This is a genomic window from Gilvibacter sp. CC01 (assembly GCF_055755295.1).
In genome coordinates, this window is the sequence record NZ_CM146909.1 from 1,973,065 (window position 1) to 1,995,821 (window position 22,757).

At 44.4% G+C, this 22,757-nt stretch carries 15 protein-coding genes; 13 read left to right on the forward strand and 2 right to left on the reverse strand.

Annotated elements, in window-relative coordinates:
- Positions 1–32 precede the first annotated feature (32 nt).
- A complete protein-coding gene (gene infB, locus AC0J2F_RS09330; protein WP_473007412.1) occupies positions 33–2,681 on the forward strand; it encodes a translation initiation factor IF-2 in 2,649 nt (882 codons plus the stop codon).
- Positions 2,682–2,735: 54 nt separating this feature from the next.
- Here infB and AC0J2F_RS09335 read toward each other — a convergent pair whose 3' ends face one another.
- Positions 2,736–3,140: an SPOR domain-containing protein gene (locus tag AC0J2F_RS09335; RefSeq protein WP_473007413.1), complete on the reverse strand. Its 405-nt coding sequence runs from the start codon at positions 3,138–3,140 to the stop codon at positions 2,736–2,738.
- Between the two features lie 227 nt (positions 3,141–3,367).
- On the opposite strand from AC0J2F_RS09335, the gene AC0J2F_RS09340 reads away from it, so the two are divergent.
- The 9 genes from AC0J2F_RS09340 (at position 3,368) to AC0J2F_RS09380 (ending at position 16,572) form a co-directional block, all read left to right on the forward strand.
- Positions 3,368–4,699: a c-type cytochrome gene (locus AC0J2F_RS09340; RefSeq protein WP_473007414.1), complete on the forward strand. Its 1,332-nt coding sequence runs from the start codon at positions 3,368–3,370 to the stop codon at positions 4,697–4,699.
- 27 nt (positions 4,700–4,726) lie between these two features.
- Entirely contained in the window at positions 4,727–7,789 is a 3,063-nt protein-coding gene (locus tag AC0J2F_RS09345; RefSeq protein WP_473007415.1) for a TAT-variant-translocated molybdopterin oxidoreductase, read from the forward strand.
- Positions 7,790–7,814: 25 nt separating this feature from the next.
- The gene (gene nrfD, locus AC0J2F_RS09350) at positions 7,815–9,545 is read left to right on the forward strand and encodes an NrfD/PsrC family molybdoenzyme membrane anchor subunit (RefSeq protein WP_473007416.1); all 1,731 of its coding nucleotides are present in this window, start codon (positions 7,815–7,817) and stop codon (positions 9,543–9,545) included.
- Positions 9,546–9,548: 3 nt separating this feature from the next.
- Positions 9,549–10,085, forward strand: a complete 537-nt coding sequence (locus tag AC0J2F_RS09355; RefSeq protein WP_473007417.1) for a DUF3341 domain-containing protein — start codon at positions 9,549–9,551, stop codon at positions 10,083–10,085.
- Between the two features lie 4 nt (positions 10,086–10,089).
- Positions 10,090–10,758: a c-type cytochrome gene (locus AC0J2F_RS09360; protein ID WP_473007418.1), complete on the forward strand. Its 669-nt coding sequence runs from the start codon at positions 10,090–10,092 to the stop codon at positions 10,756–10,758.
- A 26-nt stretch (positions 10,759–10,784) separates the two neighbouring features.
- Positions 10,785–12,137 carry a quinol:cytochrome C oxidoreductase gene (locus AC0J2F_RS09365; protein WP_473007419.1) on the forward strand — a complete coding sequence of 451 codons (1,353 nt, stop codon included), beginning with the start codon at positions 10,785–10,787 and terminating at the stop codon, positions 12,135–12,137.
- A gap of 31 nt (positions 12,138–12,168) precedes the next feature.
- Complete coding sequence (locus tag AC0J2F_RS09370; protein ID WP_473007420.1) at positions 12,169–13,233, forward strand: cytochrome c oxidase subunit II; 1,065 nt, start codon at positions 12,169–12,171, stop codon at positions 13,231–13,233.
- A gap of 19 nt (positions 13,234–13,252) precedes the next feature.
- Complete coding sequence (locus AC0J2F_RS09375) at positions 13,253–15,076, forward strand: cytochrome c oxidase subunit I (protein WP_087523429.1); 1,824 nt, start codon at positions 13,253–13,255, stop codon at positions 15,074–15,076.
- Positions 15,077–15,165: 89 nt separating this feature from the next.
- Positions 15,166–16,572 (forward strand): MATE family efflux transporter, encoded by a 1,407-nt coding sequence (locus tag AC0J2F_RS09380; protein WP_473007421.1) that lies wholly within the window; start codon positions 15,166–15,168, stop codon positions 16,570–16,572.
- Here the strand turns inward: AC0J2F_RS09380 and AC0J2F_RS09385 are convergent.
- Complete coding sequence (locus AC0J2F_RS09385) at positions 16,569–18,764, reverse strand: DUF5916 domain-containing protein (protein WP_473007422.1); 2,196 nt, start codon at positions 18,762–18,764, stop codon at positions 16,569–16,571. The two genes, AC0J2F_RS09380 and AC0J2F_RS09385, sit on opposite strands and share 4 nt — an antisense overlap.
- Before the next feature lie 131 nt (positions 18,765–18,895).
- Between AC0J2F_RS09385 and ruvB the strand changes: the two genes are divergently transcribed.
- The 3 genes from ruvB (at position 18,896) to AC0J2F_RS09400 (ending at position 22,748) form a co-directional block, all read left to right on the forward strand.
- Positions 18,896–19,921 (forward strand): Holliday junction branch migration DNA helicase RuvB, encoded by a 1,026-nt coding sequence (gene ruvB, locus AC0J2F_RS09390; RefSeq protein ID WP_473007423.1) that lies wholly within the window; start codon positions 18,896–18,898, stop codon positions 19,919–19,921.
- Complete coding sequence (locus tag AC0J2F_RS09395; RefSeq protein ID WP_473007424.1) at positions 19,918–21,264, forward strand: cytochrome P450; 1,347 nt, start codon at positions 19,918–19,920, stop codon at positions 21,262–21,264. Before ruvB ends, AC0J2F_RS09395 begins: the two co-directional genes overlap by 4 nt.
- A 140-nt stretch (positions 21,265–21,404) precedes the next feature.
- Positions 21,405–22,748, forward strand: coding sequence for a cytochrome-c peroxidase (locus AC0J2F_RS09400; RefSeq protein ID WP_473007425.1), 1,344 nt, complete (start codon positions 21,405–21,407; stop codon positions 22,746–22,748).
- Positions 22,749–22,757: the final 9 nt, after the last annotated feature.

Below are 22,757 nucleotides of genomic sequence, written 5' to 3' on the forward strand. Positions count from 1 at the left end.
GGATTCTTAATAGCTAAGAGAGAAGCATATTTATGGCTGAAGTAAAAACAATGAGGCTTAGTAAAGTATTGCGAGAATTTAATATCTCGCTCGATCGTGCCGTTGACTTTTTAAAGGAAAACGGATTCGAGGTGGAGGCACGTCCTACCACCAAGATCACGGGAGAGGAGTATCAAATTCTGTTCGATGAATTTCAGACGGACAAAAGCAAGAAAGTAGCCTCAAAAGAAGTTGGTGAAGAAAAGCGCAAGGAGAAAGAAGAACTCCGGATAGCTCGTGAACGCGAACTGGAAGAAAAGCAGCAACGCGCGACTTCCAAAGTGATCAAAGCTAAAGCGCAGCTCGATGGGCCAAGGGCAGTAGGGAAGATAGACCTAGAGCCTAAAAAGGAAACTCCTGCCCCCGAGCCTGAGCCACAGCCAGAACCGGTTAAAGAAGAGCCTAAGCCTAAAGCAGAGAAAAAGGAAGCTCCAAAGGCGAAAGCCAAAGAAGAGCGAAAACCTAAAGCTGAAGAGAAAGAGGCAGAGACTGCAAAACCGGACAAGGTAAAAACCCAGTATAAAAAACTGGATGGTCCTAACTTCACAGGACAAAAGATCGATCTGGATAAATTCAAAAAACCAGAACGCAAGAAGAAAGACGAAGATAAAGACGCCAAGAAGGGTCCTGGTTCTAATGAAAAACGCGGTAAGCGTCGCAGAATTAGCAAAGAACCATCTGGTGGTCGTGATAACAGACGCGGCGGAAACAGGCGTTCACCTATAATTAAGGAGGAGCCGTCCGAAGAAGAAGTGCAAAGACAAGTGCGCGAAACTCTTGAAAAACTTCAAGGGAAGAGCAGCAAAGGTAAAGGTGCCAAATACCGTCGTGAAAAGCGAGACTCTCACCGTGAAAAGACGGAGAAGGAATTGGCAGCAGCAGAAGCGGAAAGCAAAACACTGCGTGTAACAGAATTTGTTACTGTAAGTGAGGTTGCCACCATGATGGATGTATCTGTAACTCAGATCATCTCTGCCTGTATGTCTTTGGGGATGATGGTAACTATGAACCAACGTCTGGATGCAGAAACATTATCAATCGTTGCCGAAGAGTTCGGTTTCGAAGTGGAATTTGTCACTGCAGATATCGAAGAGGCGATTCAAGAAGTAGAAGACGCACCAGAAGACTTGAAGTCGCGTGCACCTATCGTGACTGTAATGGGTCACGTTGACCACGGTAAGACCTCGCTTCTGGATTATATTCGAGATGCCAATGTGATCGCCGGAGAATCAGGAGGTATCACCCAGCACATCGGAGCCTATGGGGTGACTTTAGAGAGCGGTCAAAAGATCACTTTCCTAGATACTCCAGGTCACGAAGCCTTTACCGCGATGCGTGCTAGAGGTACACAAGTGACTGACTTAGTGATTATTGTGATCGCTGCAGACGACGACATCATGCCGCAAACCAAAGAAGCGATCTCTCACGCGCAAGCAGCGGGAGTACCAATAGTATTTGCCATTAACAAGGTAGATAAGTCAACGGCCAACCCAGACAAGATCAAAGAAGGTCTTGCGCAGATGAACCTCTTGGTAGAGGACTGGGGTGGAAAGATCCAGTCTCACGACATTTCAGCCAAAACAGGTCAAGGAGTGAACGAGCTCTTGGAGAAGGTATTGCTAGAGGCCGAGCTACTCGAACTCAAAGCAAACCCGAACAAACCAGCTGTTGGTAGTGTTATTGAAGCCTTCTTGGACAAGGGTAGAGGATATGTTTCTACTATTTTGGTTCAAGCGGGAACACTTCAAATAGGAGATTATGTGCTTGCCGGACAACACTCTGGTAAGGTCAAAGCCATGCAAGATGAGCGCGGCAAACAAGTTAAGAAGGCTGGTCCTGCAACTCCAGTGTCCATTTTAGGTCTGGATGGAGCACCTCAAGCTGGTGATAAATTCAATGTCTTTGAAGACGAGCGTGAGGCCAAATCTATTGCGGCCAAGCGTACACAATTGCAGCGCGAGCAGTCTGTAAGAACTCAGCGTCACATTACGCTAGATGAGATCGGACGTCGTATTGCTCTTGGAGAATTTAAAGAGCTTAACATCATTCTTAAAGGGGATGTTGATGGTTCTGTGGAAGCCTTGACGGATTCGTTCCAGAAGCTTTCTACAGAAGAGATCCAAGTGAACATCTTGCACAAAGGTGTAGGTGCGATCACTGAAAGCGACGTGCTTTTGGCCTCTGCATCTGATGCGATCATCATTGGATTTAATGTTCGTCCTATGGGTAACGCCCGTCAGGTTGCCGATAAGGAAGAGATCGATATCAGAACATACTCGATCATCTACGACGCTATCAACGATCTTAAAGATGCGATGGAAGGTATGCTTTCTCCAGAAATGAAGGAAGAAATCACCGGAACTGCCGAGATCCGAGAGACTTTCAAGATCTCGAAGATCGGTACCATTGCAGGATGTATGGTGACCAACGGAAAGATCTACAGAAACTCTGGAGTGCGACTTATTCGCGAAGGAGTGGTGATCTTTACTGGAGAGTTGGCCTCGTTGAAACGATTTAAAGACGACGTAAAAGAAGTTTCTAAAGGATATGACTGCGGTATACAGGTCAAGAATTACAACGACATCAAAGAGGGTGATATCATTGAAGCCTTCCAAGAAGTTGCTGTTAAAAAGAAGCTTTAATTACAAGCGATATATCAAAAAAAAGCGACCAATTAGGACGCTTTTTTTTTGTGCTTAATCGTCTTTTTTCTTTGCCCTGCTTCGTTTTATCGGAAAGGCGGCCGGAAACTTTTCTTGAATCTTAACCAAGGCCTGATCGGCTTCAAGACGGGTGCTAAAATTACCCACCCAAACCTTGTAGTTCGGGGTTTCGTATTCTATGCTTGCCGGCCAAGCAGAAAAGCTGTTTCTGTAATTGCGCAAGGTGGAATTTGCTGTGTTAAGCTCGCCGTAGTAAAGCTGTATGGTGTAGCCGTCGGCTAGTTTATTATCTTTTTCCATGGACTTTTTAAGAGCGAGCAGTTCATTTATCTGCGGATCCGCATCTACAGTAACTTGGGCCTGTTGGGCCCACAAACTCGAACTTAAAAACAGGCCTATAAGACCTAAAATCAACATTTTAATTTCTCTTGCTTTCATCTTAGTAATTCGCTGTGTTTGCAAAGGTATAGCTTTATAACTCATTGCGTTGATTTTTTATTATTTAGAATGGTTATAAATTGCCAATTAACAATCCATTCACACTTTTTAGAATCGACTTTATGTCGTAGTTTTGTGCCGTTATTTATGGCTTCAAAAATGGCCTTTTTTGACTAGCAAAAATCGCAAATACGAAGCCGCTTAAAAGACGATAATTAACCTGAAGTATGAAAAAGGCGACACACCGTTCGTTAACTACCAGATTATCACTCACTTTACTAGCATTTCTGCTATCGTTTTCAACCCTTACTTTTGGTCAAGAGCCAGCTGCTGCTGACGCTGCTGCCCAAGCTGCACCCGCTGCCGATCTAGGTGGTGATCCAGCTGCTGGGAAACAGTTGTTCAATGCCAATTGTGCTGCTTGTCACAAACTGTATCAGAAAATGACTGGTCCTGCACTGTTTGGTGTTGGAGACAAGTACGAAAAAGAGTGGCTTTACAAATGGATCCGCAACTCTCAGGAGCTGATCAAATCCGGTGACGCCAGAGCCGTTGCCATTTCCAACGAGTACAACGGAGCGGTAATGAATGCATTCCCGGCCTTGTCAGACGAAGATATCGACAATATCATCGCCTACACTTACACTCCAAAACCTGTGCCAACAACTCCTGTTGCTTCAGAACAAGCTGGTGGTGGAGGCGGAGGCGTTTCCAGCGACATCATCTTGGCTGTCTTGGCACTAGTGTTCTTGATGTTGGCCATCATGCTCTACTTGGTTAACAAAACTTTAAAAAGAATTGCCGTTGCTAACGGTGTTGAATATGAAGATAAAGAGCGTGCTGAGCGTTTGCCAATTTGGAAAGCTTTTGCTCAGAACCAGTTCTTAGTTTTAGTGAGCGCTATCTTCTTACTGCTAGCAAGTGGATACTTCGCTTACGGATGGATGATGCAAGTAGGGGTTGATCAGGGTTACGCTCCAGTACAACCAATTCACTACTCACACAGAATCCATGCCGGAACTAACCAGATCGACTGTAAGTATTGCCACAGTTCTGCTCGCAAGAGCAAGCACTCTGGGATTCCTTCGCTGAACGTTTGTATGAATTGTCACAAGAACATCGCTCAGGTTGGAGACAAGACTTACCAAGAAGGTATCTCAGAATACCAGATCGATTACAACAAAGAGATTCAAAAATTATACGACGCTGTTGGATGGGACAGAGACAATCAGCGTTATACCGGAGAGACCAAACCGGTCAAGTGGGTGCGTATCCACAACCTTCCGGATTTCGCATACTTTAACCACTCACAACACGTAACTGTTGCAGGAGTGGAGTGTCAGACCTGTCACGGTCCTGTAGAGGAAATGGAGATCATGTATCAGTATTCTCCACTTACTATGGGCTGGTGTATCAACTGTCACCGCGAAACCAATGTTAAACTAGAGAGCAACGAGTACTACGCTAAGATTCACGAGTCGCTTTCTAAAGAGTATGACTTCCCAACCCTAACTGCTGCGCAAAACGGCGGATTGGAATGTGGAAAATGTCACTACTAAATCACTAAAGGCAAATTTCGATTATATATGGCATCGAACAAGAAATACTGGAAAAGTGTTGAGGAGCTGAAAGATCACAGCCCTATTCTTGAGACGCTACGACAAAACGAATTCGTTGAACCGATTCCTACAGATGAGTTCCTTGGGGACACTCAGACCATGGAGCAGTCTTCGACTTCCAGACGTGACTTCTTAAAATTCGTTGGATTTTCTACCGCAGCAGCTACCTTGGCTGCCTGTGAGGGTCCTGTAATTAAATCTATTCCTTATGTGAACGCTCCGGATGAGATCGTTCCTGGGGTGGCTAATTATTACGCGACCACTATCGCAGACGGTTTTGATTTTGCCAGCGTGCTTATCAAAACACGTGAAGGAAGACCTATCAAAGTTGAATCTAATGATTTGGCCATGCACAACGGAAGTGTGAACGCTCGTGTTCATGCCTCTGTACTTTCTATGTACGATACACAGCGTTTAGCTGGGCCAATGATCGGTGGAGAAGCAGCGACTTGGGCAGAGTTTGACAGCCAAATGGCTGCTAAGCTCAATGCAATGTCTGGGCAAGAAGTAGTATTGCTTACACAGACCTTTGCTAGTCCGTCTACTTCAAAATTGATCGGCGAGTTCACTGCCAAATATCCAAACGTTAAACACGTAGTTTACGATACGGTTTCTAGCTCTGAAGCTTTAGATGCCTACCAAAATAAATTTGGTGTACGCGCTTTGGCAGATTACGATTTCTCTAAAGCAGAGGTCATTGTTTCTGTTGGAGCTGATATACTTGGAGATTGGCAAGGTGGCGGATACGATGCTGGTTATTCTGCCGGACGTGTTCCTAAGAACGGTAAAATGTCTCGTCACATTCAGTTCGAAACCAATATGACCTTATCTGGTGCTAACGCAGACAAACGTGTTGCCGTTAAGCCATCAGACCTTAAAAAGATAATGAATGCCCTTAACGGAGGATCTACCGCTGGGCTTTCCGATAAAGTTGCAGAAGCTGTTCGCAACGCAAAAGCTCAACTTGCTGCTGCAGGTTCGCGAGGAGTTGTGGTTTGCGGAGCAGAAGATGTTGCTTGCCAGGCTATGGTGTTAGACATGAACGCTAACTCTGTAGTTATGGACGCTGCTAAACCTCGTATGGTTCGCCAAGGGAGCAAGGCAGAAGTTCTTAAAGTATTAAACGGAGTTAAGAATGGAACTGTAAAAGGATTGATCGCCGTTGGTGTTGATCCTGTCTACTCTTTCCCTGGAAATGGTTTTGCCGAAGCTTTCGCTAAGCTTGAGCTGAGCGCTACTTTCGCAATGAAGGCCAACGCTACCGCAGCTGCTTCTCAGTTTGTAGGTGCAACGCCTCACTATTTGGAGTCTTGGGGTGATGCTCAGATCAAAATGGGTTACTTCAGCTTGCAACAACCAACCATTCGTCCGTTGTTTGATACACGTTCTTTCCAAGATACGCTATTGGCATGGATGGAGAGCGACAAGACTTACTACGATTATATTAAGGGCACTTGGGCGTCTATCCTTGGAGGAGCTTCTTGGAACGAGGCCTTACAAGATGGTGTCTTTAGAAGTGATGTTGAAGTAGCGGTAGACGCTGCGGAAGCAAACACAGATACAACTCTAGAAGATGCTACTTCTAATGGAGCTCAAGATGGAGCTGCCGGAGTAATGGAGCTACTTCTTTATACTAACACCGCAATTGGTGATGGGCGTCAGGCTAACAACCCTTGGTTGCAAGAAATGCCAGACCCGATCACTCGCGCTTCTTGGGATAACTACTTGACCATGGCTGCTGCAGATGCTACTGTACTGGGTATAGTTAATGAGAATGTTGCCAACGGCGCTTTGAACGGATCTTACGCCAATGTGACCGTAGGAGATGTAACGCTTAATAATGTACCGGTATATATTCAGCCGGGACAGGCTAAAGGAACTGTTGGACTTGCTTTAGGTTACGGGCAGACCAACGCTATTCAGAAAGAAATGCAAACCGGAGTGAACGCTTATGCGCTTTACAACGGATTCAACATGATGCAAGCAGGTGTAAAAGTAGAGAAAGCCTCTGGTATGCACGAATTTGCTTGTGTTCAGTTGCACAATACTATGATGGGTCGCGATATTATTCGCGAAACCACCTTAGATGTATATAAGGACGGAGATGTACACGATTGGAATCCGATTCCAGAAGTGTCTAAGGATCACCAGGAAATTCCTGTGACCTCTCCAGACGCCGATCTTTGGGATCCGTTTGACAGATCTATCGGTCACCACTTTAATATGTCTATCGACCTGAACGCTTGTACAGGTTGTGGGGCTTGTGTGATCGCTTGTCATGCAGAGAACAACGTTCCTGTAGTAGGAAAATCAGAGGTACGTCGCAGCCGCGATATGCACTGGTTGCGTATTGACCGCTACTACTCCTCTGAAGAAGACTTTGCAGCAGATGCAAAGAAGAAAGACGATATGTCTGGACTTTGGGGAGACAATGGTTCTCTAGGAGGATTCGGAGAAATGGAAGATCCGGCAGAGAATCCGCAAGTAGCCTTTATGCCAGTAATGTGTCAGCACTGTAACCACGCTCCTTGTGAGACTGTGTGTCCAGTAGCCGCTACTTCTCACGGGCGTCAGGGTCAGAACCACATGGCTTACAACCGTTGTGTGGGTACACGTTACTGTGCGAACAACTGTCCTTATAAAGTACGTCGCTTCAACTGGTTCTTGTACAACGAGAACGACGAGTTCAACTATCACATGAATAACGACCTTGGTCGTATGGTATTGAACCCAGATGTAGTAGTGCGTTCACGTGGAGTTATGGAGAAATGTTCTATGTGTATTCAAATGACACAGAAGACCATACTAGACGCTAAGCGTGACGGACGTACTGTTAAAGACGGAGAATTCCAAACCGCTTGTTCTAATGCATGTTCTGCAGGAGCAATCACCTTTGGAGATATCAACGATCACAGCAGTGAGATCTACAAGAAGAAAAAAGACAGTCGTATGTATCACCTACTAGAAGCTGTAGGTACTGAGCCTAACGTGATGTACCAAGTGAAGGTGAGAAACACTAAAGAATCGTAACTACTAAATAATTTTAGCAAAGGATATGGCATCGCATTACGAAGCACCCATTAGAAGACCTTTAGTAACAGGTAACAAAACATACAGTGACGTCACCCGTGACGTAGCTGCGCCTGTTGAAGGTACTGCCAACAAGCAATGGTGGATAGTTTTTTCCATTGCACTGGTTGCATTTTTATGGGGAATAGGATGTATCGTTTACACCGTTTCTACAGGAGTTGGAACCTGGGGTCTTAACAAGACCGTAGGTTGGGCCTGGGATATCACCAACTTTGTTTGGTGGGTAGGTATTGGTCACGCGGGAACGCTGATCTCTGCGGTACTGCTCTTATTCCGTCAAAAATGGAGAATGGCAATTAACCGATCTGCAGAGGCGATGACCATCTTCTCGGTAATTCAGGCTGGTTTGTTCCCGATCATCCACATGGGACGTCCTTGGTTGGCGTACTGGGTACTACCTATTCCGAATCAATTTGGTTCACTTTGGGTAAACTTCAACTCACCACTACTTTGGGACGTATTCGCGATCTCTACCTATTTATCAGTTTCTTTGGTATTCTGGTGGACAGGATTATTGCCTGACTTCGCGATGATCCGCGATAGAGCGATCACTCCTTTTACTAAGAGAATTTACAGCATCCTTTCATTCGGATGGTCTGGACGTGCCAAAGACTGGCAGCGTTTTGAGGAAGTATCTTTGGTACTTGCCGGTTTGGCAACGCCACTTGTACTTTCTGTACACACCATTGTATCCTTTGACTTTGCCACTTCGGTTATTCCAGGTTGGCACACCACGATCTTCCCACCGTATTTCGTTGCTGGGGCGATCTTCTCAGGATTCGCCATGGTAAACACCCTACTTATCATTATGCGTAAGGTGTCTAACTTAGAGAACTATATAACTATCCAGCACATCGAGCTTATGAACATTGTGATCATGATCACTGGTTCTATTGTGGGTGTTGCTTATATCACAGAGCTTTTCATCGCTTGGTATTCTGGAGTAGAGTACGAACAGTACGCTTTCCTTAACCGTGCTACCGGACCTTACTGGTGGGCATATTGGGCCATGATGACCTGTAACGTATTCTCTCCGCAGTTCATGTGGTTCCCTAAACTTAGAAGAAGCATCATGTTCTCTTTCTTCATCTCGATCGTGGTAAACATCGGAATGTGGTTTGAGCGTTTTGTGATCATCGTGACTTCATTGCACCGTGATTACTTGCCTTCTTCTTGGACGATGTTCTCACCAACTTTTGTTGATATTGGGATCTTTATCGGAACCATTGGATTCTTCTTCGTATTGTTCCTGCTTTATGCGAGAACCTTCCCGGTAATTGCTCAGGCAGAGGTGAAGTCGATCCTTAAATCTTCTGGAGATCGTTACAAAAATCTAAGAGCAGAGCAAGGTGACGATGCCCCGCATTACACCATGCCCAATACAGCAGTTAAGGTTGAAGCAGCTCCAGTAGCTACCCTATCCGAAGCAGATAAAGCAGCAGGCATCAATACTTTGATTAGCAAGCTTGGTAGCTTTAATCCAGACACCGACACTGCAGACGATTTGAAGAAGATCTCTGGAGTTGGTCCTAAAATGGAAGAAAAATTACATCAACTCGGTATCTACACCTTTGATCAGGTGAGCAAGATGACCGATGCAGAATACGATCTATTAGACAGCATTATTGGCGAGTTCCCGGGGCGTGCAAAGCGCGACGATTGGGCTGGTCAAGCTAATGAACTTAAAAATCAATAACGGATGGCTTCAAAAGTAATTCACGCACTTTACACAGACGACGACATTCTGTTGAATGCCGTTAAGCAGACCCGTAAGGCACACTATCACATAGAAGAGGTGTACACGCCTTTCCCGGTTCACGGACTAGAGAAAGCAATGGGCCTTGCAGATACGCGAATCGCCATCTGTTCTTTCTTGTATGGATTGGTTGGACTATCTGTTGCGATCACTATGATGAATTTCATCATGATAGAGGATTGGCCACAGAACATCGGTGGTAAACCGAGTTTCAGCTATATCGAGAACATGCCTGCCTTTGTGCCTATTATGTTTGAGATGACGGTATTCTTTGCAGCGCACCTTATGGTTATTACCTTTTATATGCGCTCTAAACTTTGGCCGTTCAAAAAAGCTGAGAATCCAGATGTACGTACCACAGACGATCACTTTTTAATGGAAGTTGATCTTGGCGGACACAGTGCAGAAGAAGTCTCTAAATTCCTAACCGGAACTGGAGCAACAGAACTTAAAATAGTAGAAAAGGAATCAGACCACTAGACCTATGAAGCGTTTATTAAACCTATCCTTAATTTTTGCAGCGGCATTGTCGTTGGTGGGTTGTTTTGACGAAAGCAAGCCAAATTACCAATACATGCCCAATATGTATGAGCCTATAGGTTACGAGACTTATGGGGAATACGAGATCTTTGAGAATGGTCAGTCGGCCTTATTGCCGGCACCAGGGTCTATTCCTCGTGGTTGGATGCCATATGATTATCCAGACACTGTAGAAGGAAAAGAATTGGCCACTGCCGAACTCAAAAATCCGCATCCAGTTACGCAAGAGAACTTGGATAAAGGCAAAGAACTATACGACATTTACTGTGCAGTATGTCACGGAAGCAAGGGTGACGGACAAGGTATCCTTATGAAGAACGAAGTATTCTTAGGGATTCCGTCTTATGCTGATCCAGGACGTAATATCACCGAAGGAAGTATCTATCACGTACAGATGTACGGATTGAACTCTATGGGATCTTATGCCTCTCAGACCAACGAATTAGAGCGTTGGCAGATCACCATGCACGTACAAAACCTTATGGCTGCGCTTAAAGGAACAGAACCTTTAACTGTAGTGGAGCCTGAAGCTGCTGCTGTTGATGCCGTGGAAATGATGAGTGATGACGCTCACGGCGACGACTCACACAACGATACAGACGAAGCACATTAATAATAGACAAAAGAGATTATTACGATATGTATACGCTACCTAACAAATTAAAACTTTTCGCTATTATTTTTATGGTGGTTGGCGCCTTGGGTATGATAGGAGGATTCCTAGCGGTACCTGCGGATGTAGAAGAGGTAAAAACCATGATGGCCAGTCACGATGACGGTCATGGCGGAGGTCACGGCGATGCTACTGCAGCACATGGCGATGGTCATGGTGAGGCTGGAGCGCAAGCAGGAGAAGACGCTCACGGAGGAGATGCTCATTACGAGCATGTACTAGGGCAGTTGCAAAACCGTCCATGGGCAGCTGTCTATGTTGCATGTTTCTTCTTTATGATGATCGCTCTTGGAGCTTTGGCATTCTACGCTATTCAATACGCCGCACAAGCTGGTTGGTCTCCAGTACTCTTTAGAGTGATGGAGGGAATCACCGCTTACTTGCCTGTAGGAACTGTGATCCTATTTGTATTGTTGCTTTTGTCAACGCTACATTTTAATCACTTATTCCACTGGATGGATGCCGATTTGGTAAATCCAGACAGCGATAAATTTGACAAGATCATTGCTGGTAAATCCGGTTTCTTGAATACGCCTTTCTTCTTGATCCGCGCAGGTATCTTTATCTTAGGATGGAACCTATACCGCGCCATCTCTAGAAAGTATTCTTTGAAATTGGACGAGACCAACGATCCTGCATACTTTAAGAAATTATTCAAGTTCTCTGCCGGTTTCCTAGTTTTCTTCATCGTTACAGAATCGATGATGTCTTGGGACTGGATCATGAGCTTTGATCCACACTGGTTCTCTACCTTATTTGGTTGGTATGTGTTTGCCGGAATGATGGTTTGTGCCATCACGGTGATCGCTATGGTGACCATGGTATTGAAATCTCAGGGGTATCTGGAATTTGTGAATGACAGCCACATCCACGATTTGGCCAAGTTCATGTTCGGATTCAGTATTTTCTGGACCTACCTTTGGTTCTCTCAGTTCATGCTGATTTGGTACTCTAACATTCCAGAAGAGGTTACCTATTTCGTAACCCGTATTGAAGACTTTAACCTCCTGTTCTTTGGAATGGTAGCGATGAACTTTGTGTTCCCATTGCTTATCCTTATGAACAGTGATTACAAGCGAGTGAATCTGTTTGTTATCATGGCAGGTATTATTATTCTGGCAGGTCACTATATAGATGTATTTGTAATGGTTATGCCATCTGCAGTAGGTACGTCTTGGTACATTGGAATGCCAGAGATAGGAGCGCTTATGTTCTTCTTCGGATTGTTTGTCTTTGTCGTGTTCACAGCACTCACCAAAGCGCCGTTATTGGCTAAGGCAAACCCACTCTTGAAAGAAAGTAAACAGTTCCATTATTAATAAGTTATAATATTAAAGAAGAGTTATCACGATGACCGCATTTTTATACTTAGTAGTAATCATCCTTTTCGCTGTCAGTATTTGGCAGATGAGCAAGATCCTATCCATGTCTAAAGCAGGAGAGGACAGTAGCACTTCTCAGATCGCCAATGACAAGGACAACAAGATCAACGGAAAACTCATGTTGGGCTTTGTTATCTTTATTTATGTACTGGCATTCGTTTCTTTCTACAAATGGTCAGATGTCTTACTTCCGGATTCGGCCTCTGAGCACGGAGTAGATATTGATCAATTATGGTTGATCTCTATGATCATCATCTTTATTGTAGGGATAATCACCCAGTGGTTATTGCACTACTTTGCCTTTAAGTACAGTGGCAAGAAAGGACAACGCGCTACTTTTTATGCAGACAATGATCGTCTGGAATTTATTTGGACCATCATTCCAGTTATCGTATTGGCGGGACTGATTATCTACGGATTGTTTACTTGGTCAGACATTATGAATGTCGACACCGAGGACGACCCATTGGTTATCGAGCTTTACGCTTACCAGTTTGACTGGCGTGCCCGTTACGCTGGCGATGACAACATCTTAGGAGACGCTAACGTTCGCCTTATCGAAGGTGTTAACCAATTAGGTCTTGACGCTTCTGATCCAGATGCACAAGATGATATTATCGTTAATGAATTACACCTGCCAGCAGGCAGAAAGATCCTCTTTAAAATGCGTTCTCAGGACGTGTTACACTCGGCCTATATGCCGCATTTTAGAGCTCAAATGAACTGTGTACCTGGAATGGTAACTCAGTTTTCGTTTACTCCTACCAAGACCACCGAGGAGATGCGTTTAGACGATGAAATCATTGCGAAGGTTGAGCATATCAACGCTATTCGCAATGAAAAGAACGTAGCTCGCGCAGCCGAAGGCTTAGAGCCTTTAGAGTTGTATGAGTTTGATTATTTATTGCTATGTAACAAGATCTGTGGTAACACGCATTACAACATGCAAATGAAGATTGTTGTGGAGACGGAAGAAGAATTCAACGAATGGCTTTCGAAACAGGACAATTTCGCCACAACTATGAAAAATTAAAAAAAGAATTTTTACAGGTATGTCAGCACAAGGATACGCACACCCGGTCGAACATGATGATCACGGACATCATCACAAAGAAACCTTTATAACCAAGTACATCTTTAGCCAAGATCACAAGATGATCTCCAAGCAGTATTTGATCACAGGGCTGTTTATGGGAATCATTGGTATTGCTATGTCATTGATCTTCCGTTTGCAGTTGGCTTGGCCAGATAAGCAATTCACCATTTATGAAGTGCTTCTCGGCAAGTGGGGAGAGGACGGAATTATGGACCCTTCTGTATACTTGGCATTAGTTACGATTCACGGTACTATTATGGTATTCTTCGTACTAACGGCAGGTTTAAGTGGTACCTTTTCCAACCTTTTGATTCCATTGCAGATCGGAGCCCGTGATATGGCGTCCGGTTTCTTGAACATGGTTTCGTATTGGTTGTTCTTCCTATCGAGTATCATTATGGTAATGTCTCTCTTTGTTGAAGCAGGACCTGCTTCTGCCGGATGGACAGTTTACCCACCACTTTCGGCATTGCCTCAGGCCATTCCAGGTTCTGGAGCAGGTATGACCTTGTGGTTGGTGTCGATGACCATTTTCATCGCTTCCTCACTTCTAGGATCTTTGAACTATATCGTAACGGTTATCAACTTGAGAACAAAAGGTATGTCTATGACACGCCTTCCACTAACCATTTGGGCGTTCTTTGTAACGGCTATCATTGGTGTGATCTCGTTCCCAGTACTATTGTCTGCCGGTCTTATGATGGTTATGGACAGAAGCTTCGGAACTTCGTTCTTCTTGTCTGATATCTACATTGCTGGAGAGGTATTGCACAACCAAGGAGGTTCGCCGGTACTTTTCGAGCACTTGTTCTGGTTCCTAGGACACCCAGAAGTATATATTGTACTGCTACCGGCACTAGGTATTACTTCTGAGGTTATCGCGACCAACGCCCGTAAACCGATCTTCGGATACCGCGCTATGGTTGCCTCTATTTTGGCTATCGCATTCTTATCAACGATCGTATGGGGTCACCACATGTTTATCTCCGGAATGAATCCATTCTTGGGATCTGTATTTACCTTTACGACCTTGCTTATCGCGATTCCATCTGCAGTAAAAGCATTTAACTATATCACAACCCTCTGGAAGGGTAATCTGCAGCTCAACCCAGCCATGCTGTTCTCCATCGGATTGGTATCTACCTTTATCACTGGTGGTCTAACTGGTATCATCTTGGGTGACTCTGCACTAGATATCAACGTACACGATACCTACTTTGTGGTAGCGCACTTCCACTTGGTAATGGGTATCTCTGCCCTTTACGGACTCTTTGCTGGTGTATATCACTGGTTCCCTAAGATGTTCCAAGGACGTATGATGAATAAGAACCTCGGTTATGTTCACTTCTGGATCACCGCTATCGGTGCCTACGGGGTGTTCTTCCCAATGCACTTCATTGGAATGGCAGGATTACCGAGACGTTACTACACCAACTCAGCCTTCCCATACTTTGATGATTTGGCAGATGTGAACGTAGTGATCTCTATCTTCGCCTTCATCACTGGTGCGGCGCAGTTGGTATTCTTATACAACTTTATCCACTCTATGTTCTACGGTAAGAAAGGACCTAAAAACCCATGGAATTCCAATACTTTGGAATGGACCGCAGAAGTAAAGCACATTCACGGAAATTGGGACGGACCAATTCCAGAAGTACACCGTTGGGCTTACGATTACAGTAAACTGAACAAAGACGAATCAGATTATGTGATCCCGGGACAAGACTTCGTACCGCAGCACATTCCGTTGCAAGACAACGAAGAAGAAATGAATCACTAGGCAGTAATAGCTTAGATATCTTAAAACCCTTCCCATTTTGGAAGGGTTTTTTGTTCTATATTGCTGCGCAACTAACTATCGCCTTCCTTATGGAAACTCCCAAAAAAGGTTTGGGGTATTACCTCGGTCTGCTGACTACTGCTGTAAAGGGCAGTCAACAAGATTTTACTACAGGCAGCATTCGTCGAGCTATCTTTATGCTCTCTGTACCCATGGTGCTTGAAATGATGATGGAATCGGTCTTCTTTTTAGTCGATGCCTATTTTGTTTCAAGTTTGGGGGCTAATGCCATTGCCACTGTTGGTCTTACCGAATCCGTGCTTACGTTGGTCTATGCTGTCGCCATAGGCCTCAGTATGGGAGTTACTGCCATAGTCGCGCGGCGTATAGGGGAGAAGGACACCGAAGGCGCCCGCAGAACCGCGGTACAAGCTATTATGCTCGGAATATTGGTGGCGAGTCTTATCAGTGTAATTGGTATTATGTTTCCTAAGGATATTTTAAGGCTGATGGGCGGACAGCCAGATCTTATAGAAGAAGGCTTCCGATTTACGCAAATACTTTTAGGAGGAAACGTTACCATCATGCTGCTTTTCTTGATCAATGCGATTTTTCGAGGCGCAGGAGATGCTGCCGTAGCCATGCGCGTACTGATCTTGTCCAACCTTTTGAATATTGTATTAGATCCTTTACTCATTTTTGGATGGGGCCCAATACCAGGCTTTGGAGTGCAAGGGGCAGCAATAGCAACTACTATAGGAAGGGGTAGTGCAGTGATCTTTCAACTTTTGATTCTTTTCTACGGATGGAGCCGCATTAAAGTTGGAATCAAAGACATAGTTGTGCGCGCCTCAGAGATGATCAATTTGGTCAAAGTATCTTTGGGAGGTATTGGACAGTTTATCATAGGAACCTCGAGCTGGGTGTTCTTAATGCGGATCATGGCCGAGTTTGGCTCCGAAGTACTCGCTGGTTACACCATCGCAATTCGAGTCCTCATGTTTACCCTAATGCCATCTTGGGGTATGAGTAATGCTGCAGCTACTTTGGTGGGTCAAAATCTGGGAGCCGGTAATCCTGAAAGGGCTGCCATCTCAGTATGGAAGACCGGAAAGTACAATGCTTATTTTATGGTGCTGGTATCTGTATTCTACTTGCTTTTTGCTGAGGGAATACTCAAGATCTTTAGTGACGATCCGGAAGTGATCGGTAGTGGCGCATTAAGTCTACGGGTTATTGCTGCCGGATATGTTTTCTATGCCTACGGAATGGTTATCATCCAAGCTTTTAACGGTGCGGGAGACACTAAAACACCTACAGTGATCAATTTCTTTTGCTTTTGGCTATTCCAGCTGCCCTTTGCTTATTTGGCAGCCGTGAGTTTCGATATGGGGCCTTTGGGAGTGCTCTTGGCCATAACCTTGGCAGAAGTACTCATAGCGGCTATAGGCATTGCACTATTCCGTAAAGGAAAATGGAAATCCGTTAAAGTTTAGAGATACAGCCAGTAGGTCAACTTCAAGTTGATGGTTCTAAAGCGAGGCGCAAATACATCGTCTGTAAAGTAGTTGTCGTTATACACCAAGAACAGATCCGAGAGCGGAGCGAATCGCCATTGTAATCTAGAGTTGATCCCTAAATTCCCCTGATTGGAATTGTATTGAATAAAGGTGGCCCAAAACAGTGACTTATTAAAGGTCACATCTATACGAGGTCCAATAAGCCAGAGTTCGTTATCGGAATAAGGTTCCGGCAGGTTGATCTTGTCGTAACGACCTTCTGCAGAAAGGGTCAAGTAGGGTTGCAAGCGCAGGTTCAGATCTAAGCGCTGGGTATAGATAGAGCCGTTAAAGAATCCCCCGAAAGTACTTCTCACATTGAAAAAGAAGGCCTTTCTGTTGTCTGATCTGTATTCCAGATCAAAGGAGGTGTATTCGTATTCAGAATTTGCAGGTAAGGGCACTCCATCGGCTAGCGAAGGGTCAAATTCGTTGAAAAGATAAACGTATTGATTCCGCATTGTAGCCTGAATGTTAGCCGTGTTCTTTAGTTCAGCTTCCCAGCGGGAGATCATGAAATAATCCGCCAGTTGAAAATCTAAATTTGGCCTCCAAATCACTATCGGAGTAAAACTGAAGATGTGCCGGTTTATAAAACCTTTCTTAGGGAACCACAAATGCTCTATCTGCGGATCTAGTTTAAAGATATCCTTACGGCGCACAAAGCCTAGGTCAGAATTAAAATCCTCGCCTACAAAAACACCACTGGCTCTAACGCGCCATCTACGACTGTTATACTGCAAGCGCGCGCCTGCAGAAAAATCATCGTCTCCGGTATTGCGCTTAAAGGATTTATGCGCAAAGAATTTTCCGTTCCAACTGTTGTCGGCATTGGCCAGATTATAGTCCAAACCAACAACGCGATTGTATTCTTCTTCAGGTTCTAAAAAGGGTTCGTCACCAGTTGCCTGACGGTTTATAAACAGGGCACTAATGTTAGAGCGGCTGAATACCCTGTGCTGTAAAGCCACCACCATATTGTTGTTCCCAGAGATCTCGTTGGCCTCATCGGCTGTGGTCTGCATGTTTAAAAACCCAATTCTAAAGTCGTTATTTACCTTTCCACTAAGTCGCGCTCCGGCTATAATGTCGTTCTGAATAGTATTGCCGTCTGCATCACTTGCAATTCCAATACGTCTTGAAAAGAAAGGGTTGGCGTCTCTAGAATTTCCGAAATCGGCAAAAAGGTCGTTGTTCTCAATAAAGAATTGCCTGCGTTCGGGTAAGTTCACCTCAAAACGCGAGAGGTTGGTCACTTGTTGATCTACCTCCACTTGAGAAAAATCTGGGTTTATGGTCACATCGAGATTCAGACTGTTCCAGAGCGTAAAACGCGCATCGCCTCCAAATTTGAATTCGCTAAAAGGGTCGTTAATATCGTAATCTTTACCTACTAAACCATTTACATATGGAATAATAGAAATCGGACTCTTAGAATTACCCAAAGGCTTTTCAAAGACCATGTCACCCATATAGGCCAGATTGAAAATGAATTGATTCTGAGGAATTCTGATCCAAGTGGTGCGTTCGTTGTCTTGAGTATCGAACATATAGGAGTTAAACCTCCACTTAGTTTCTCCTTCGTTGTATTTAAAAGCAGAAAGAGGAATAGCCCATTCGCAAATGTAATAGCCGTCGTATTGTTTGGTCTCGCCCACCCATTTAGTATCCCAACTGGTAGTGAATCCTCTTAGCTCTGTACCTCCGCCAGAAACCAAAGCCTCTCGTAATACTCCTGCAGGGTTACTTCCAAATAAGAAGGCGTTCACGCCATCGTTAAAGGTGTCGAACATTAGCGTAACATTGTCGCTACCTCCAGCTCTAAAGTCGCGGCGCAAAGAAGGAACGATATAATCGTCACCAATGGCTTCCACCTTGATACCCACATAAAGTTTGCGATCGTCAAACATGAATCTGATCTCTGTCTGATTGCGGGCCTGTAAACTGTCGGTTGGGAAATATTGCCAGAAGTTGGTGGCAGGTTCTGCTGTTTGCCAGGCAGGCTCATCCAGTATGGCGTCTACTGTGATCTCTTCGGAGATGTATTTGACCGTGACGCTCTTGGTTTGCCCCAGGCTGTAAAATACGGTCAAAAGCGCGACGTAAGTGGTAATAAGATTACTTCGCATGTCAATGGTTGGTTGCTGAGCGAAATTACCAAAAACTATGGGCGGGAACCTACATATTAACGTTCCTTTGTGATTTCAAATAATAGACCAAGCACCGTACATTCGACACCCCAAGTTTGTATATTTGTTATATGAACGAGCACTTGGACCCAACAGGGGATCATTTCACTCCCGAAGAGCAAGACGTAGAACGCAAGTTAAGGCCGCTGGCCTTTGACGATTTTACGGGCCAATCTCAGGTTTTGGATAATCTAAAGATCTTTGTTGAGGCTGCTAACTTAAGGGACGAAGCCTTAGATCACACCTTGTTTCACGGTCCTCCTGGTTTGGGGAAAACCACCTTGGCCCATATACTCGCCAATGAACTTGACGTAAGTATTACCGTTACTTCTGGCCCCGTATTGGATAAGCCAGGTGACCTTGCCGGACTGCTTACCAATCTGGATGAGCGCGATGTGCTTTTTATTGACGAGATACACCGACTGAGTCCTATAGTAGAGGAATATCTTTACTCGGCTATGGAGGATTACAAGATCGATATCATGATAGAGACCGGTCCCAATGCTCGAACAGTTCAGATCAATCTCAATCCCTTCACCTTGGTAGGAGCCACAACGCGCTCCGGACTATTAACGGCACCAATGCGGGCTCGTTTTGGGATTTCCTCCCGATTAGAATACTACAAGACCGAGCTGCTAACAACTATTATTGAGAGAAGTGCCGGAATTCTAAAAGTGCCTATTACCATGGAAGCTGCTATTGAAATAGCCGGCCGCAGTAGAGGTACGCCGCGTATTGCTAATGCTCTTTTAAGACGGGTTCGCGATTTTGCACAGATTAAGGGAAATGGCACCATAGATATTGCCATTGCTAAATATGCCCTTGAGGCGTTAAATGTTGATGCCCACGGCCTGGATGAAATGGACAACAAGATCTTGGCGACCATTATTGACAAATTTAAAGGTGGTCCGGTAGGAATCACCACGCTAGCAACCGCGGTCTCTGAGTCAGGGGAGACCATAGAAGAAGTATACGAACCCTTTTTGATCCAGCAAGGCTTTATTGTTAGAACTCCGCGCGGGCGAGAAGTTACCGAGGCGGCTTACAAGCATTTAGGGCGTGTTCCAGGTGCAACTCAAGGCGGACTGTTCGAATGACCAAAGTGCTCAATACAGACTTTCCGCGAGTCGGTTTCTTAAGATTCTTAAGGCACGCATCTAACATTGTCAAAAATCCATTACCCTTTCACCACGCGAATTTCGAGCGCCTTGGAGACACCTTTGAACTTCGCATAGGACCAGCGGCAAGCGTTATCTTTTCGAAGAATGCCGAATATTTGCGCTATACCCTTCAGAAGAATCAACGTAATTACACGAAGAGCAAGATCCAAACCAGGGATCTGGCCAAATATGTAGGGCGTGGCTTGTTAACTGCCGAGGGGGATCATTGGCAGCGACAGCGCAAGCTCATACAGCCTGCTTTTCACAAAAAGCAATTGCAATTGTTGTTAGATACCATGCAAAAGGTCATTGCTGTGGAACTGCAGAAGATCAAGTTAGACGAGGCGGCAAACATACACGAGGTATTCAACGATTTGGCTTTCCAAACGGTCATTAAAACACTTTTTGGCGGGGGTGTTACTGCGGAGCAGATTGCGCAATTGCAACGCACCACAGAAGAGGCCCAACAGATGATGGTCAAGGAGCTGCGGCAACCCTTCTTGGTCTGGTGGTTTAAAAGCAGTGGCAAGATTAAAAGACACTTGGATGCTGTGGGTGAAGCCAGAATAGTCCTAAAGGAATTGGTGAATCAGCGGCGCGCCAGTGGCAAGCGCTATGACGACTTACTGGACATGCTCTTAGATGCGCGCTATGAAGACGGTTCCGAAATAGAAGAACAGCAACTCATTGACGAGATCTTGATTCTATTTGTTGCTGGTCATGAAACCACATCTAACGCTTTGACCTTTACCTGTGAGCTTTTGGCACGTCATCCGCAGGTGTTACAAAAGGTTCAAGAAGAGGCGCTTGCATTGACTCGTTCTGGCGTAGATATTATGACCATGCTTAAAGAGGCCGTTTACATTCAGCAGGTCTTGCAAGAGTCTATGCGTTTGTATCCGCCGGCCTATTTTATCGATCGGGTGAATTATAAAGAAGATCACTTAGGCGATTATCGCTTGCCAGAAGATTCAACTTTACTCTTTTCGGTTTATGAGATCCACAGGTCAGAAACCTACTGGGAGCGACCCTTGGAGTTCGATCCGGACCGATTCGATCCGCAGCAACCCAGACAACACAGCGACTATTATTTCCCCTTTGGCGCAGGGCCACGCATGTGCATAGGGAACAACTTTGCCATGTACGAGATGATCTTGGTTATGATACAGCTCTTTAGCGTCTTAAGTTTAGAAGAGAAAACTACTCCCATACAGATCAGACCTTTAATCACTTTGAAGCCAATGGATTCCAATTTAACTTTCGGCGTTTTAAAGAGTTAATCATATTAAAATATTGTCAACAATCGTTACTGGTCTACACTTATTAGCACTCTAACGTAATAAAAAAGCATTTAAAAATAATAACCATAAATACTTAAAGTTCAAGGCATTAAATGGTTATCTTTCCTAAAAATAAAATCATGACAAAACTTAAACAATTATTTTTTTTGGGCTTTTTTACATTATCACTAGGGGCATGTAGTTCTGATGATACTTACCAAAATGTAGATGATGATCTTAACTCAGTTTTAACTGAGAAAATTAATGAGTTATACGGAAGTGTGAGTCCATTAATTCTTCCAGAGGATGTTGATTTAGTTAGTATTCCGAGCGATCCAAATAATCCGCTAACAGTATCCAAGATAATCTTGGGTAGATTATTATTTCATGAAACAGGAATAGGCACAGATCCAATGCAACCGCAAGGAATGAAAACCTATTCGTGTGCTAGCTGTCATCATGTTGATGCTGGATTTCAGAGTGGTCTAAGACAAGGTATAGGTGATGGTGGTGTAGGTTTTGGTTTCGCGGGGGAAGGTCGAGTGCCGAGCGCACTATACCTACCTGCAGAGTTAGATGTTCAGCCTATTCGTACGCCGAGTGCTTTGAATTCAGCTTTTCAGAAAGTGATGCTTTGGAATGGTCAGTTTGGAGCAAAAGGTCCTAATGAGGGAACAGAAGCTCAGTGGACAGTAGATACACCTAAAGAAGTAAATAATTTAGGTTTTGAAGGTCTTGAAACACAGGCAATAGCTGGATTAGGTGTGCATCGTTTGGTCATAAATGCTGATGAAATTATTGGTTCTCCTTATCAAATTCTATTCGACGACGCCTTTTCTGATGTGCCATTGAGTGATAGGTATACAAAAATTAATGCGGGTCTCGCAATAGCAGCTTATGAAAGAACACTTCTTTCCACAGAAGCACCTTTTCAGCGTTGGTTAAAAGGTGACGATTCGGCAATGACAGAAAACCAAAAAGAAGGGGCACTCTTATTTTTTGGAAAAGCGCAGTGTTTCCAATGTCATTCAGGTCCTGCGCTGAATGATATGAAATTTCATGCATTAGGAATGAATGACTTACAAGGACCTGAAATAGTAACGGAGGTTGATGATGCGACTAAAAAGGGAAGAGGCGGATTTACAGCTAACCCCGATGATAATTACAAATTTAAAACCCCTCAGTTATATAACCTGAAAGATGTAACATTTTATGGGCATGGAGGAACATTTGAATCCGTTAAATCGATCATTGAATACAAGAATAATGCGATCTCTGAAAATAATGAGGTTCCTGATGAACAATTATCAGATAAATTTATCCCTTTGAACTTAACAGATAGCGATATCAATTTACTTACTCTATTCCTTGAAGAAGCGCTATACGATAGTGGATTGAGGCGATTTATTCCTGATTCATTACCAACTGGAAACTGCTTCCCGAATGCTGATACTCAATCTTCAAGCGATTTAGGTTGTGATTAATTTTAAAAC

What these genes read in the sequence shown, in the direction of transcription:
- AC0J2F_RS09395 (WP_473007424.1), top strand. Translation starts at nt 19,918, where the DNA reads ATGACCAAAGTGCTCAATACAGACTTTCCGCGAGTCGGTTTCTTAAGA.
- AC0J2F_RS09400 (WP_473007425.1), top strand. Translation starts at nt 21,405, where the DNA reads ATGACAAAACTTAAACAATTATTTTTTTTGGGCTTTTTTACATTATCA.
- AC0J2F_RS09385 (WP_473007422.1), bottom strand. Translation starts at nt 18,764, where the DNA reads ATGCGAAGTAATCTTATTACCACTTACGTCGCGCTTTTGACCGTATTT.
- nrfD (WP_473007416.1), top strand. Translation starts at nt 7,815, where the DNA reads ATGGCATCGCATTACGAAGCACCCATTAGAAGACCTTTAGTAACAGGT.
- AC0J2F_RS09335 (WP_473007413.1), bottom strand. Translation starts at nt 3,140, where the DNA reads ATGAAAGCAAGAGAAATTAAAATGTTGATTTTAGGTCTTATAGGCCTG.
- AC0J2F_RS09375 (WP_087523429.1), top strand. Translation starts at nt 13,253, where the DNA reads ATGTCAGCACAAGGATACGCACACCCGGTCGAACATGATGATCACGGA.
- ruvB (WP_473007423.1), top strand. Translation starts at nt 18,896, where the DNA reads ATGAACGAGCACTTGGACCCAACAGGGGATCATTTCACTCCCGAAGAG.
- AC0J2F_RS09340 (WP_473007414.1), top strand. Translation starts at nt 3,368, where the DNA reads ATGAAAAAGGCGACACACCGTTCGTTAACTACCAGATTATCACTCACT.
- AC0J2F_RS09370 (WP_473007420.1), top strand. Translation starts at nt 12,169, where the DNA reads ATGACCGCATTTTTATACTTAGTAGTAATCATCCTTTTCGCTGTCAGT.
- infB (WP_473007412.1), top strand. Translation starts at nt 33, where the DNA reads ATGGCTGAAGTAAAAACAATGAGGCTTAGTAAAGTATTGCGAGAATTT.
- AC0J2F_RS09345 (WP_473007415.1), top strand. Translation starts at nt 4,727, where the DNA reads ATGGCATCGAACAAGAAATACTGGAAAAGTGTTGAGGAGCTGAAAGAT.
- AC0J2F_RS09355 (WP_473007417.1), top strand. Translation starts at nt 9,549, where the DNA reads ATGGCTTCAAAAGTAATTCACGCACTTTACACAGACGACGACATTCTG.
- AC0J2F_RS09365 (WP_473007419.1), top strand. Translation starts at nt 10,785, where the DNA reads ATGTATACGCTACCTAACAAATTAAAACTTTTCGCTATTATTTTTATG.
- AC0J2F_RS09380 (WP_473007421.1), top strand. Translation starts at nt 15,166, where the DNA reads ATGGAAACTCCCAAAAAAGGTTTGGGGTATTACCTCGGTCTGCTGACT.
- AC0J2F_RS09360 (WP_473007418.1), top strand. Translation starts at nt 10,090, where the DNA reads ATGAAGCGTTTATTAAACCTATCCTTAATTTTTGCAGCGGCATTGTCG.